This window comes from Williamsia sp. DF01-3 (assembly GCF_023051145.1).
In the GTDB taxonomy this organism is placed as follows: domain Bacteria; phylum Actinomycetota; class Actinomycetes; order Mycobacteriales; family Mycobacteriaceae; genus Williamsia.
The window spans coordinates 1456877-1469882 of sequence record NZ_JALKFS010000005.1 but is presented as its reverse complement, the minus strand read 5'-3'; the positions used below and the strand labels follow the sequence as shown (position 1 = coordinate 1469882).

Below are 13006 nucleotides of genomic sequence, written 5' to 3'. Positions count from 1 at the left end.
CTTGTATTGGAATCGGAAAGGCAGACGCATGCACAGATCCATCAACGCGATCCTTCGGTGTGTATCCATTGCGGCGATGGTGTCGCTCGCGCCGGGTACCGCCCCCGCAGCTGCAACGCCTGCGCCCGTAACGGCGGCCACGGCCGCCTACCTAAACAATGTTGTTGCAGAACAACACATCCCAGGCATGGCGGTCGCCGTGGTGACGCCCCAGGACACCGAGTTCGAGTGGCTCGAGGGCGAGGACGGGAACGGCCGACCCATCGGCCGCGACTCCCCGTTCCTGATCGGGTCTCTGGCCAAGTCGATGACCGCAACACTCGTCCTTCAATGCGCCGACGACAACGAGCTGCAGCTGGCGGATTCGATCGGCGACCATCTCCCCTGGTTGGCAGGAACCGCACCGACCATCGAGCAGCTGCTGACCCACAGCAGCGGATACTCAACCGCCGACGGACTCGCCGTCGCCGAGCGCTTCGACAACACCGATGGCGCGATTCGACGAGCAGCGGAGGATCTCGAATACTCGGGCACCCGAGGGCAGTACGAATACAGCGACGCGAACTACCTGATTCTCGGAGCCCTCGTCGAAGTGCTCGAGCACAAACCGTTCGCTGAAATACTGCGCACCGAGCTACTCGAACCGCTCAACATGAGAGACACCGCGACCACGTCCGAAGCTGCGGCCGATCTGCCTGCCGGGCACCGTTACTGGTGGGGCCAGCCGCGGAAGTACTCACCTGGGTTCGATGAATCCGGAACACCTTTCGGCTACGTCACCTCGACGCTCGCCGACCTCGCCCGCTACGCACGAGCTCAAGCCGGCCATGACCCGGATGTACTGAGCCCGGCGATGCTGAACCGGTTGCACACACCACGTGTGGGTTCCGGCAACGACCGCTACGGGTACGGCTGGCGGATCACAGCGTCCGAGCGGGAGACACTCACCCACCACACCGGCGCCACGCCTGGCTATTTCGCACACGTCATGCTCGGCAGCGACGATCGTGCGGTCGTCGTTCTCGCCAATGCCTACAGCGAGGCTCGCGCGCCTGCGCTGGCCGCAGTTGCCGAGAACGTGCTGCTGACACTCGACGGCAAGGCGCCTGAGTCTGCCCCTGGCGACCCTCTGCTCACCACCCTCCCCTGGGCGGTCGCGTTGATCGCCGTCGTCGGCCTCGTGATGGCAGTGATGGGCCGCTGGCGCCCGATTCGCCGCGGCCTACGCTGGACCCTCGCCGGCGCGGCGGTGGCCCTCTGCGGGGCGTTGTGGCTCCTGCCCGACTACTTGGGGAGCAATTGGCGAGTGATGCGCATCTGGCTGCCCGACAGTGCGTACGGGCTGTCGGTCGCGATCGCGCTGTGGGTACTCGCCGCTGCCTCACTGGCCGCACCACGGACGGCCGTCAGACCGCGTCGTCAGACAAAGCTCGCTTCGATGGCCTCGCGATCGCGGACCTCATCAGTCCCCAACTGATACGTCGGGAGCGTGTGTGCCGACGTGGTGCCGCCCGCAACCCTCGCCTTGGCTTCCTCGAACTCGGGTGCGGTTCCCATCGCCAGATGTAGACCATTGAGCGAACTCCAGACCGCGGTTCGGCGCGCAGCGCGCTCGAGGGAATTGGGCGGGTGGTACATCACCAGCTGAGCCGCCCAGGTCGGCATCGTGTCGCGGATGGCCCAGTCGACCGCCGCGGGGACAGGGTCGACGAGGTTGACGCCGGTGGCCACCGCGTTCCCGTGTGTCATCGCCAATCGGGGCAGGTACGACTTCAGGCAGTCGAGCGTCTCGGCCTTGGTGGTCGGCAGATCCGTACCGCCCAGGGCGTGCCCCACCCGGACGAACTCGCGGTAGTACTCGTCGAGGTCTGCCCCGCGCAGCGGCTCGGATGGTAGATCTCGTGTGCGGTGGCAATCCCCCACACCACCGTCGCATAGTTCCACCGCAACCACTCCGGGTCGTCGGCATCGTACGAGAGACCATCCGGCCGAACACCTTTGATGGTGTGGTGCATCGACCGCACCGTCTTGGCCAGACGCTCGGCGGTCACCGTGGACCCGTAGGCGGTGCCGATGAAGAATGCAACCGAATGCCCGAGCCGTACCGCGAGTCCGGCAGGATCCAGCTGTCCGGTGGGTTCACCGCGAGCATCCTTCTGGACCAGCCGTGAATGGTGCATACCCATCCAGAAGATGCTGGGATCGAGCCGTTCGAGGTACGAGGCGCACTGCAGGCCGAAGATCAACACCGGCGTGTGCGAGTGCACGTGCCAGGTGGCACTGTCCGGGCCGAACCAGCCCGGGTCACCTTCTGGACCGGCGAACTCCATGCCGCGGAAGTACTTGCTGCGGATGTCCTTGTCGAAGCGCTGGTTGAGCCATTGGCCGGCTACTTGGTGCGGCAGTAGAGCAAGCATGGGGTCGTTTCACTCTCGGTTTGGCGACGTGTGTCTCCACAATAGAGTTTGGTTACGGTCGTGACCAGACTTCTCTTTGATTCGACAGGGGCTCGAAGTACGCTTTGCCCATGTCGACCCCCACCCGATGGGCCGGCGTTCCGCTGACCGATCGTCGTGCCGAACGCCGCACACTGCTCGTCGACGCCGGGTTCGCACTGTTCGGGTCGGGCGGCGAGGCCGCACTCTCGGTCCGTTCGGTCTGCCGCGAGTGCGAGTTGAACACCCGCTACTTCTACGAGAGCTTCGCCGACACCGACGAACTGCTCGGCGCTGTGTACGACCGGGTCGCCACCGCACTGGCGACGACCGTCGAACAGGCGATGGCCGACGCCGGCAATTCGGTCCCGGACCGCACGCGCGCCGGCATCCGGGCGGTCCTGGGCTTCAGCTCCGACGACCCACGCCGCGGCCGCGTGCTGTTCACCGACGCCCGAGCGAATCCCGTCCTGGCGGCGAGACGCGCTGTGGCACAAGACGTTCTGCGCGAACTGGTGCTGACCGAAAGTGGGCAGGTGTTCCCTGATTCAGATCCCGTGGCCACCAGGGTCGGCGCGGCGATGTACACAGGCGCGATGGCCGAACTCGCCCAGGACTGGCTCGCAGGACATCTCGGAGACGACCTCGACGCGGTGGTGAAACACGCGTTTCGTCTGGTGATGCGTTCGGCGCCGGCAGAAAAGTAGATCCTCCGTCAGTCACACCGATGAATTCGGGAAGATCTCAGGGTCATTCCTGATGGATCCGTCCCGGCCCCTGGGCAAGGATGGGATTCGTCCCGCTCGCCATCTCGCCCCGGAGGCCGACCGCCATGGACCGTTACACGTCATTCATCATCCGTCGCCGATGGCTTGTGATCGGCACCTGGATTGCGGTGCTGATCGCCGCGATCGCCGCAGCGGCCATGTGGGCCGGCCCCACCACCACAGCGTTCACCAACGACACCCGGACGGAATCGGGTAAGGCCGGTGAACTCCTCGAACGCGCCGGCCAAGGTGACCAGGCGACCGCCGGTCAGATCGTCATTGCCGCGTCGAACGACATACCGGGCGGTGTCCGCAACGCAGAGGTGACCCAGGCCGTGGAAGGCCTTGTCGGTGAGATCCGTTCGAGCTCCTCGGACGTGACGGTCGGCGACCCCTATGGGCAGGGTGCACAGATCTCACCGGACGGACGCATCTCGATCACCTCCCTGGACCTGGGGACCGGAACCGACTCGGTGGTGCAAGACCGCGTCGACACCATCAAGGAGATCGCCGACAGCGCCGACATCCCCGGCGTGGCAGTGGAATTCAGTGATCCGCGCTTCGACGAGGTCCCGCCGAGTGGAACGTCCGAAGGCATCGGCGTACTGCTGGCTCTCGTCATCCTGCTGATCGCATTCGGCTCGGTGATCGCCGCGGGCCTGCCGATCCTCTCGGCATTGTTCGGCGTGGGGGTGGGCGCGTCCGTGCTGTTCCTCTTCCAGAACGTCATGAATGTTCCCAACTTCGCGATCTCGGTGACGATGATCTTGGGCATCGGCGTCGGCATCGACTATGCACTGCTCATCGTCACCCGCTTCCGCTCGGGGCTTCACGAAGGTCTCGACACCGACGCGGCGGTCCGGACGGCGATGCTGCGAGCCGGACGGTCGGTTGTGTTCGCAGGCTGCACGGTGATCATCGCCATGTGCGGCATCCTGATCTCCGGCGGCGACCTCGGACCGTCACTGACGTTCGCGGCCATCGCAGGCATCCTCGGCACCCTGATCGCGTCGGTGTCGCTACTGCCAGCGCTGCTGTCGGTGATCGGTACCCGGGTCAACAGCCTGTCTCTGCACTGGTTGCGCAAGCGTCGCGGCAAGGACCCCGACCAGGCGCTGGAAGGCGTGTGGGCGAGCAAGTGGAGCCGGCGCATCCAACAGCGACCGTGGGTCGGCGTGGCCACCGCGGTGCTCATCCTGGTGATCCTGTCGATCCCGGCGTTCTCGCTGCGCCTCGGTTTCTCCGACGCGGGGAACCGGTCGACCGACGCGACCACCCGCGTTGCCTACGACTACGTCACCGAAGGCTTTGGTGTCGGTGCCAACGGCCCGCTCGTGCTGGTCGCCGAATACCCCGAAGGAACCGACCCGCAGGCTGCCCTCGGAACGTTGCAGCAGCGGATCCAGGCGGATCCCGATGTCGCACAAGGTGGGGTCACTCCCCCCATCCCTGTGGGCCAGGTCGACGGCAACCAGATCGCCGTGATGTCGGTGAACCCGGCCACCGGGCCGCAGGACGAGGCGACCACCGAACTCATCGAACGCCTGCGCAGCGAGGTGATCCCCGACAGCCTGGGACCCGACTCCGACATCTCGGTCAGTGTCACCGGCATCACCGCCGGCGCGATCGACTATGCCGACATCACACTCGAGTTGCTCCCGTGGACGATCGCAGCTGTGCTGGCGGCCGCATTTGTCCTGCTGGTGCTGGCCTTCCGGTCGATCGTGGTCCCGGTCAAGGCCGTGATCGTCAACGTGCTCTCGCTCGGGGCCGCCTACGGAGTGATCGTCGCCATCTTCCAATGGGGTTGGGCCGGGTCACTGTTCGGGGTCGGTCGGGCAGGCCCCATCGATGCCTGGGTACCGATCATGTTGTTTGTCACGGCAATCGGTCTCTCGATGGACTACGAGGTGTTCCTCGTCTCGCGCATCAAAGAGCGCTTCGAGCGGACCGGGGACGCCACCACGTCGGTGGCCGAAGGGCTGGCCAGCACGGCCCGCGTGATCACCTGCGCCGCTCTCATCATGGTCTGCGTGTTCCTGTCGCTGGCCTTCATGCCCGACCGGAGTTTGAAGATCCTCGGGGTCGGACTGGCTGTCGCGGTCTTCATCGATGCCAGCATCGTCCGGCTGCTGCTGGTGCCGTCCACCATGGAGATCCTCGGCAAGGCCAATTGGTGGTTCCCGTCCTGGTTGAGCTGGCTGCCCCGCGTCGACGGTTCGCATACCGATGACATCCCCGATGTCCGGTCGGGCGACGACGGCTCTCGCGACACCACCCCGAGCGCCCCCGCGGACGCGGAGGGCAAACTGGTGAAGTGAGATCCATAGATCCGTTGACCGCACCGATGGCGCCTGCGGAGGCTCTGCGCCGAATCGCCCTGCTCCTCGAACGGGCCCGCGAACGCACCTACCGCGTGGAAGCATTCCGCAAAGCGCTCAAGGTGGTGGCAGGACTCAGCGACGACGAGTTGGCCGAAAGGGTCAGGCGGCGCACACTCACCGACCTGCCCGGCATCGGCAAGACCACCGCCGCCGTCATCGCGCAGGCCGCCTCCGGCGAGGTACCGGATTATCTGAAAGCGTTGCAGGACGAGCAATCCGCACCTCTCGCCACCGGCGGCTCCGACCTCTACGCGATGACCAAGGGCGACCTGCACAGCCATTCGGACTGGAGCGACGGCGGATCCCCGATCGACGAGATGGTGCTCACCGCGATCGACCTGGGTCAGGACTGGATGGCCCTGACCGATCATTCGCCACGGCTCACCGTCGCCAACGGTCTGTCGGTGGAGCGCTTATGCAAGCAACTGCACGTTGTCGACGGCATCAACGACACGCTCGGAGAACGGTTTCGCCTGTTCCGCGGCATCGAGGTCGACATCCTTGACGACGGGTCGCTCGATCAGACCGAAGAGATGCTGGGTGAACTCGACATCGTCACCGCGTCGGTGCATTCCAAGTTGAAGATGGATGCCGGACCGATGACCCGGCGCATGGTCGCCGCAGTGCGCAACCCCTACGTGAACGTGCTCGGCCACTGCACCGGGCAGCTTGTCACCGGGGGGCGGGGCAAACGCGCCAGGTCGGCGTTCGACGCTCGGGCGGTGTTCGAGGCATGCGCCGAATCCAACACCGCGGTGGAGATCAACTCGCGTCCTGAACGAGTCGATCCCCCAGACGAACTCATCGAATTGGCGATGGAGGCCGGCTGTCTGTTCGCGATCGACTCCGACGCGCACGCACCAGGCCAACTCGACTTCAAGGCCCTCGGCTGCGAACGGGCAGAGCAACACGGCATCCCGCCCGAACGCATCGTCACGACCTGGCCGGCCGACGAGGTGCTGGAGTGGGCCGCCGAATCGCGCAGCTGAGCCCGAGTCGCGTCACGCGATGATGTCGTCGAGCCAATCGAACATGCGTTGATCGGTCAACGCACGGGCGAGCGGCTGACAATGAAAGTTGGCTCCCTCGTCCGCGGTGAAGTGGGACAACACAGCCTTGCCGTTCAGCTTGTCGGCCAAAGCCTTTGACTGTCCTGGCCAGAACTGTTCGTCGTCGGGGTCTGTGATGAACAGCGGCGTGGTGATGGCTGCCGCCTCGTCATCGGAGATCCGGTACTTGAGCACCTCCGACAGCGTGTCGAAGTAGGTGTCCTTCTGGTAGGGACGCGCACGGAAGTTCCACATCCGAGAGTTCTTCTTGGAGAACTTCATCCCGGTGGCCATGTTGCGGTCGAACTTCTCGCGGTCGCCCTGCTCGATGAGCTTGATCATGCTCTTGGGCATGTGCGCCAACCACGACGCCGACACGTCCACCACTCCAGGGTCGGCGATCGCCGCGGCCAGCCGGTGCTCGAATGCGAGCGCACGCGGAACCAGTATCCAGCCTGACTGATTCCGTAGAGGGCGATCTTCGATTCGTCGACGTCGGCACGAGCACCCAGGAAGTCGACGATCGGCGTGATGACCGCCTCCCAGTCATGACGAAAAGGCACCGACCGTTCGAACAACATCGACTGCTGGCCCGGCCCATCGAAGAACAGCACGTTGTATCCACGCTCGAGCGCTCCTGCCCCGCCGCAGGTCCACAAACTGCTGATCGGGCCATCGCTGCCGTTGTTCAGGATCAGAGTCGGCCGGGGGCCGTCGCCGGAATGCCGCGGCTGGAAAAAGTATCCGGGCAGAGTGGTGTCTTCGTACGGTATGTCCACCCGTTCGGTCTTGTGCGGGGTGGTGTCGACAAAAGCGTCCCAGGAGTCGCGGTGCTTGCGGAAGGTGGGCAGCAGCGCATCCTCGGAGTCGAGTTCATCAACCGAGTTGACCGCCGTGGCGTAGTACGTCGCGGCACGCAGATAGGCACGGGCGGCACTCAGATCGTGGCCGGCAGCACGCCCGGCTTCGGCCAGGGCAGTGATCCGGTCGCCGAGCCCGACCCACGCATCAAACCACTCCTGATGTGCACTCTCCCCCACCGTCGCGATCGCCGAGAGCACCTCACCGATGTCGGCTGCACCGTACACGGACTGACCGAGCACGATCCTGACCTCGAAGTCGCGGTCAGGATTTCGGTAGAAACCTGCGTTGAAAGCCTCGTGCGGGTGAGCGGAGAACGGCAGGGACGGCATCGCTGACAAGCCTTTCGACGACAACTGGCAGTACGACGGTAACCCGTCGGCCGCCGAAAAGGAGTACAGCGGAAAAAGATTGGGTGTCTGTTCCTACCCGATGTCAGAGGGTCCGGTTGCGAACCAGCGTCCAGTGATTCCGGTGGTCTGCCCGCCGATACGACAGCTCGTCGAGGACGGTGAGAGCGATGGCCAGTCCCCGGCCGCGCTCGGAGAGCTCATCGGGTAGCTCGACCGTTTTGAGGTCGACACGGACTTGCTCCCCGTCATCGGAGAACCTCGCGTGAATGCTGTCCGGTCGGACCTCCAGTTCGAGGCGAACAGATACCTGCCCCCCATCGGTCTTCTGGGCGTGCTCGATGATGTTGGCCGCGATCTCTGCCAGCGCCAACTCGAACTGCATTGCGTCCATGTCGTCCACCGGCTCGGCGGTCAGCAGATCGGACAACAGCTGATGCACCCGTTCCACCGTGTCCGGTTGAGCGAACTCCTCGAGCACCCGCACGCCGGGCGAATTGTCAGTCGGCATCGAATGCACTGTCCGCCGACGGGTGCGAGCGCAGCACGCGGTTGAGGTTGGTCAGCGACAAGACCGACTCGACCTGGGAAGATGGGGCTGCGATCCGGAGATCACCGCCGGCCTGCCGAGCCACCTTCAAACCGGAGATGAGCGCACCGAGACCGGACGAGTCGATGAAATCGGTTGCCGACAAGTCGATGACGATCTTGGTCGATCCAGACTCCACGAGCTTGTGCAACTGCTCGCGCATCGCAGGGGCAGCGACCATGTTGAGCCGACCCTCCGGCCGGAGTACCACGGCACCCTCAGTGGTGGTGCGCGTTTCGTAGCTGGTCATCATTCTCCTTCTGTGGTCGACCCGCGATAGCGGACCGCTTGGATCACAACACTGAGTACCACGAGGTCGAACAGCACCCAGAAGAGATTCACACTGACGCCGAGTACCGAGATCGAACCACGGTAGAGCTGCACGATCCCGATCAGGGACGCCACCACCAACACGGTCATGGCGACGAGCTGGGGCCTGATGAGGTGCCACGGCACCGCCTCCTGGTCCTGCCGGGTCTTCGGCGTCACCGCGAAGCCGAGTGGGCGTTTGAAGTACACATTACGAAAAGCCGTAGTGCAGGACTTGATCCACACCGGGAACAACGCCAGGCTGTACTGCTGGCCGCGCCAGGTGGACTTACCACGCCCGATGATGAAGAACAACAACTGATTCAACACCAGGAACGGGATCAGCCGGACGAAGAAGTCGAAGCTCAACGCCTGCACCGGGAGTATGCCGAGGATCAGATAAACCGCCGGTGCGGCAATGTATGCGACGGCCGCGAACCCCGCGAGGTAGCTCCACATCGTGGCCCAGTACATGAGCCTCTGTGGGATGCTCAAACCTTTTTGTATCAGCGGATTCTCCCGCAGCATCACCTGAATCGTGCCCTGCGCCCATCGAAGTCGCTGAGTGATCATCGTCTTGGCGTCCTCGGGTGCGAGTCCGAGCGCGAGCACCTCGTCGTGATATGCCGACCGCCACCCCATCCCGTGGAGTCGCATGCACGTGGCCATGTCTTCGGTGACCGAGATCGTCGCCAGCGGCAGCATCGGTTGCGCTTCGTCGTCGCGCCCGACATCCACCGCGCGGATCATCGCCCGAATGGACTCCAGGGCGCCGAGTGGTGACCAATCACGGCCGGCCAAGGCTGCGAAGGCGTCTTCATCGAGAGGCGCAGCACCCGACTCCTGCTCGGCCAGTTCGTTGAGTGCGGCGATCGCTTCGAGGTCGGCCCGCATCATCTCCATGTCGGACTCGACCAGCCCCCTCGCTGCCGCGTCCACCCGCTGTTGGAAGTCGTAGGTGACGTCGGCGAGGGGCTTCTTCGCCTTCAGGTCGGCCCGGGCGATCCGAACGGCCTCGTCCACCGCGTCCAGCGCGACGATCGCCTCGGGGTTGTCGTTCCGCACCTGTTTGCGGGTCTTCTTCAGGACCGCCTTGGCTGCGCGCAGCGATTCTTCGATGCCCTCTTCGATGGCGCGCACATATCCGGTGATGCCCAGTTGCATCAGGGCCTCGCGACGCAACACCGCGTTGGAGCCGCAGAAGAATGCGGCATTCCAACCGTCTTTGCCCTGCTGAATCGGCCCGTAGAACAGGGGCGCCTGGCTGCCGAGCGGATCGTTCGGCGGCACGTTGACGAAGTACTGCGGCGTCTGCACCAACGCCATCTTCTCGTCCTTGAAGTAGCCGAGGGTTCGGTCGAGGATCTGCGGCTCGGGGATCTGGTCCGCGTCGAGGATGAGGATGAACTCGCCGTCGGTCTGCAACAGCGCGTTGTTGAGGTTGCCGGCCTTGGCATGTCGTGGTTTGTCGACCCAGCTCTCGGTGCGGGTCAGATAACCGATTCCGTGCTCCTTGGCTTCGTGCGCCAGCTCGGGTCGGTCGCCGTCATCCAGAATCCACGTGGTGTGGGGATAGGTGATGCGCAGAGCGGCTTTTGCCGTGTCCATCACCAGTTCGATCGGCTCGTTGTAGGTGGTGATGAAGACGTCGACCGTTGCCCCCTCGGGCGGGTCGCCCGGATCGCCGCGCCTGCGCAGGCGCCACATCGTCAGACCGAACAGCAACGAGTCGATCAGGCTGTACGTTTCGGCGACCACCAGCGGGACGGCGATCCACCACGCCTCCCAGTTGATCGAGGCCAGCCACCGCCACACCACATAGTTGATGCCGAGGATGGCGGTCACAACGATCAGCAGGCGCAACCAGGGTGATGGAGTGGTACCGAGGTCGGGTTCGGTCGCGACGCGGCGATGCGTCATCCGGCATCGTCCCGTCGCACCGCCACCACCGTGACGTCGTCGAGCGGCGCGCTCGCGTTGGCCAGGGCCGTCACCGCGGCACACAGCGAACGGGAGTCGGGGTGTTGCCGAACGAATTCCTGCACCGTCTCGGTCTCACTGTCTTCGGACAGGAGGTCGAGAAGCCCGTCAGAGACGATCACAAGGGTGTCCCCCGGTAGCAGAGTCGTGGTGTCGGATTTCCACGAATCCCGGGGCAGCACACCGAGGGGCAGACCACATCCGGGCAACGACTCCACGCTGCCATCGGCCCGGGCGACCAGTGCAAGGCCGTGCCCGGCGTCGATGTACTCGACCTGACCGGTCGATGCGGTCAACCGGCCGTGGAACAGCGTCACGAAGCTCTCGGTCTCGGCGAGGTCGCGGTCGAGGTGACCGGCAACCATTGTCACTGCCTCGTCGGGACCGATCCCAGGGTTCACGTCGTCGAGAGCCTGGGACGCTCCCCGCAGGGCCGCCCGCACACTTGCCGTGAGGATCGCCGCACCCAAACCCTTACCCATCACATCGGCGACCGTGAACATGGCACCGCCGTCGAGCAGGTAGTGATCGTAGAAGTCGCCACCGACCGCATAGGCCGGTTTGCACATCGAGACGACCGAGTAGCCGTCGACGCCTTCGAGTGGCGGTGGCAGCAACTGACGTTGCACCTCGGCGGCCCGATCGAGGTCGTCGGCGCGCTCGAGCTCCCGCTGGGCCCACGCAGCGAGTTCACGGAATGTCGCCAACTGAGACTCGTCGAAACTTCGCGGCTTCGTGTCATAGACGCAGAACGTCCCGACCGGTTGGTGGCCCGGACCGTACAGCGGATATCCCGCATAAAACCGCACGCCACCGTCGCCACCGACGCCGGGAAGGGCGGCGAACTCCGGTACCCGTTCGAGGTCATCGACGATGAGCGCCGGGTCGGCCGGCTGGGTATACGTACGTGCCACCGTTGTCTGACACACAGTCTCGGCCCTCGGCACCTGAGTCAGCGGCAATCCTTCAACCATCTTGAACCACAACCGGTCCCGATCGAGAAGCGCAACCGACGCCATCGGCACGTCGAAGATGAGCCGGGCCATCCGGGTGACCCTTTCGAAGCGATCCTCCGGTGGCGAATCGAGTATCTGGAGTTGATCGAGTGAACGCAGCCGCTTGGCTTCGTCCTCTGGGGGAAGTTTCAGCTGGATCTCGGCGATCTCGGTGTCGATACTCATCGATTCAACGCTTTCTGCAGAGCCTCGGCCATCGCCGCTGCTGATCCGGGAGAACTTTCGATCCTCCAGTCGGCCTCTTTGTTGTAGTCGAACCACACAAATCCTGAAACGTCCGCTGCGCCTTCCAGATAGGCGACGAGGTCTTTGATCCAGTCGGGCTTGGAACCACCTTGCTCCGCGCTGCCCACCTCGGTGACCAGAATGGGTTTGTCGGCGACGTCTCGGATCTGGTCCAAAGATTCGCCGAACAGGTCCTCTGGCGAGGTCCACTTTCCATCGGGGATCGAGGTGCCCCAGTTGTATCCATCCACCCCGATGACGTCGACCACATCGTCACCTGGATACCAGTCCGCCAACTGTTCGCCGGCGAGAACAACATTGGGCGCCCATATCCATCGGACGTTCTGCACGTTCTTCGTCGCGAAGATGTTTCGCACATGGCGCCACGCCTGTACATAGGTTTGTGGAGAGGTGCCACCGGCCGGGCTCCACGGATACCAGGTGCCATTCGGTTCGTGGGCGAAGCGCAGGTATACCGGCTGCCCCCAGGCCGCCAGTTCGTCGGCCCATCGATACAGGTAGTCGTCGTGGGCTCCCGAGATGATGGAATCCATCGTGAAAGCAGACCGGTCGTAGCTGTCGCCGCCGAGATACTTCCAGGGTTCCCAGGTCACGATCGGGTCGGCGCCTGCGCCGCGCACCACGTCGAGACCACCGATCGGAGGAGCCGCTGTGAAGTCGGAGAAGGCCACTACGATGCTGGGCTGTTCACCGACCAGGCGGGCCACCGCGGCCACCTCTTCACCGGCCGACAAACCGCCGGGAGTACCGACGCCGAACCGCAGACATGTGTCCGCAGAATTGTCGAAAGACGTGGTGTCGACCGTGCATTGCGAATCGCTCGAACATGCGAACAGGCCGGTGGATGCCACCAGCACACTGCAGATCATCGCAGTCAATTGAATCGTCGGCGACGAGCGCATTCACCACCCCTGTCGATGAGTACCACCCACCGCGCACGGCTACACGTTTCGCGGGCGGCGTCCCCTTCCCCGACGAGACGCACCTGCCATTGTTCCTGATTTATCCCGATTAGGTATA

Annotated in this window: 9 protein-coding genes and 2 pseudogenes; 4 read left to right on the top strand and 7 right to left on the bottom strand. The window is 64.3% G+C overall.

Annotated elements, in window-relative coordinates:
* Positions 1-28: 28 nt before the first annotated feature.
* On the top strand, positions 29-1477 hold the full coding sequence (locus tag MVA47_RS08990) for a serine hydrolase (protein WP_308280518.1): 1449 nt from the start codon (positions 29-31) through the stop codon (positions 1475-1477).
* On the opposite strand, the pseudogene MVA47_RS08985 reads toward MVA47_RS08990, so the two are convergent.
* A pseudogene (locus MVA47_RS08985) lies at positions 1420-2330 on the bottom strand (oxygenase MpaB family protein). The gene MVA47_RS08990 and the pseudogene MVA47_RS08985 sit on opposite strands and share 58 nt — an antisense overlap.
* A gap of 197 nt (positions 2331-2527) precedes the next feature.
* Between MVA47_RS08985 and MVA47_RS08980 the strand changes: the two are divergent.
* The 3 genes from MVA47_RS08980 (at position 2528) to MVA47_RS08970 (ending at position 6575) form a co-directional block, all read left to right on the top strand.
* Positions 2528-3142 (top strand): TetR/AcrR family transcriptional regulator, encoded by a 615-nt coding sequence (locus MVA47_RS08980; protein ID WP_247207546.1) that lies wholly within the window; start codon positions 2528-2530, stop codon positions 3140-3142.
* 125 nt (positions 3143-3267) lie between these two features.
* Positions 3268-5523, top strand: coding sequence for an MMPL family transporter (locus tag MVA47_RS08975; protein ID WP_247207545.1), 2256 nt, complete (start codon positions 3268-3270; stop codon positions 5521-5523).
* Positions 5520-6575, top strand: coding sequence for a PHP domain-containing protein (locus MVA47_RS08970; RefSeq protein ID WP_247207544.1), 1056 nt, complete (start codon positions 5520-5522; stop codon positions 6573-6575). Before MVA47_RS08975 ends, MVA47_RS08970 begins: the two co-directional genes overlap by 4 nt.
* 12 nt (positions 6576-6587) lie before the next feature.
* Here the strand turns inward: MVA47_RS08970 and MVA47_RS08965 are convergent.
* The 6 genes and pseudogenes from MVA47_RS08965 to MVA47_RS08940 all read right to left on the bottom strand — a co-directional run bounded on the left by MVA47_RS08965 (position 6588) and on the right by MVA47_RS08940 (position 12888).
* A pseudogene (locus tag MVA47_RS08965) lies at positions 6588-7828 on the bottom strand (alpha/beta hydrolase family protein).
* A 103-nt stretch (positions 7829-7931) separates the two neighbouring features.
* Entirely contained in the window at positions 7932-8357 is a 426-nt protein-coding gene (locus tag MVA47_RS08960) for an ATP-binding protein (protein ID WP_247207543.1), read from the bottom strand.
* Positions 8347-8685 (bottom strand): STAS domain-containing protein, encoded by a 339-nt coding sequence (locus MVA47_RS08955; protein WP_247207542.1) that lies wholly within the window; start codon positions 8683-8685, stop codon positions 8347-8349. Before MVA47_RS08955 ends, MVA47_RS08960 begins: the two co-directional genes overlap by 11 nt.
* Positions 8685-10664, bottom strand: coding sequence for a glycosyltransferase family 2 protein (locus MVA47_RS08950; protein WP_247207541.1), 1980 nt, complete (start codon positions 10662-10664; stop codon positions 8685-8687). Before MVA47_RS08950 ends, MVA47_RS08955 begins: the two co-directional genes overlap by 1 nt.
* Complete coding sequence (locus MVA47_RS08945) at positions 10661-11905, bottom strand: PP2C family protein-serine/threonine phosphatase (RefSeq protein ID WP_247207540.1); 1245 nt, start codon at positions 11903-11905, stop codon at positions 10661-10663. The genes MVA47_RS08950 and MVA47_RS08945 overlap by 4 nt, the downstream gene beginning before the upstream one ends.
* A complete protein-coding gene (locus MVA47_RS08940; protein ID WP_247207539.1) occupies positions 11902-12888 on the bottom strand; it encodes a glycoside hydrolase family 26 protein in 987 nt (328 codons plus the stop codon). Before MVA47_RS08940 ends, MVA47_RS08945 begins: the two co-directional genes overlap by 4 nt.
* Positions 12889-13006: the final 118 nt, after the last annotated feature.

Excerpts from the sequence above, each read along its gene's own strand:
- MVA47_RS08980 (WP_247207546.1), top strand. The coding sequence starts at position 2,528 with ATGTCGACCCCCACCCGATGGGCCGGCGTTCCGCTGACCGATCGTCGT.
- MVA47_RS08960 (WP_247207543.1), bottom strand. The coding sequence starts at position 8,357 with ATGCCGACTGACAATTCGCCCGGCGTGCGGGTGCTCGAGGAGTTCGCT.
- MVA47_RS08955 (WP_247207542.1), bottom strand. The coding sequence starts at position 8,685 with ATGACCAGCTACGAAACGCGCACCACCACTGAGGGTGCCGTGGTACTC.
- MVA47_RS08945 (WP_247207540.1), bottom strand. The coding sequence starts at position 11,905 with ATGAGTATCGACACCGAGATCGCCGAGATCCAGCTGAAACTTCCCCCA.
- MVA47_RS08990 (WP_308280518.1), top strand. The coding sequence starts at position 29 with ATGCACAGATCCATCAACGCGATCCTTCGGTGTGTATCCATTGCGGCG.
- MVA47_RS08975 (WP_247207545.1), top strand. The coding sequence starts at position 3,268 with ATGGACCGTTACACGTCATTCATCATCCGTCGCCGATGGCTTGTGATC.
- MVA47_RS08950 (WP_247207541.1), bottom strand. The coding sequence starts at position 10,664 with ATGACGCATCGCCGCGTCGCGACCGAACCCGACCTCGGTACCACTCCA.
- MVA47_RS08940 (WP_247207539.1), bottom strand. The coding sequence starts at position 12,888 with ATGCGCTCGTCGCCGACGATTCAATTGACTGCGATGATCTGCAGTGTG.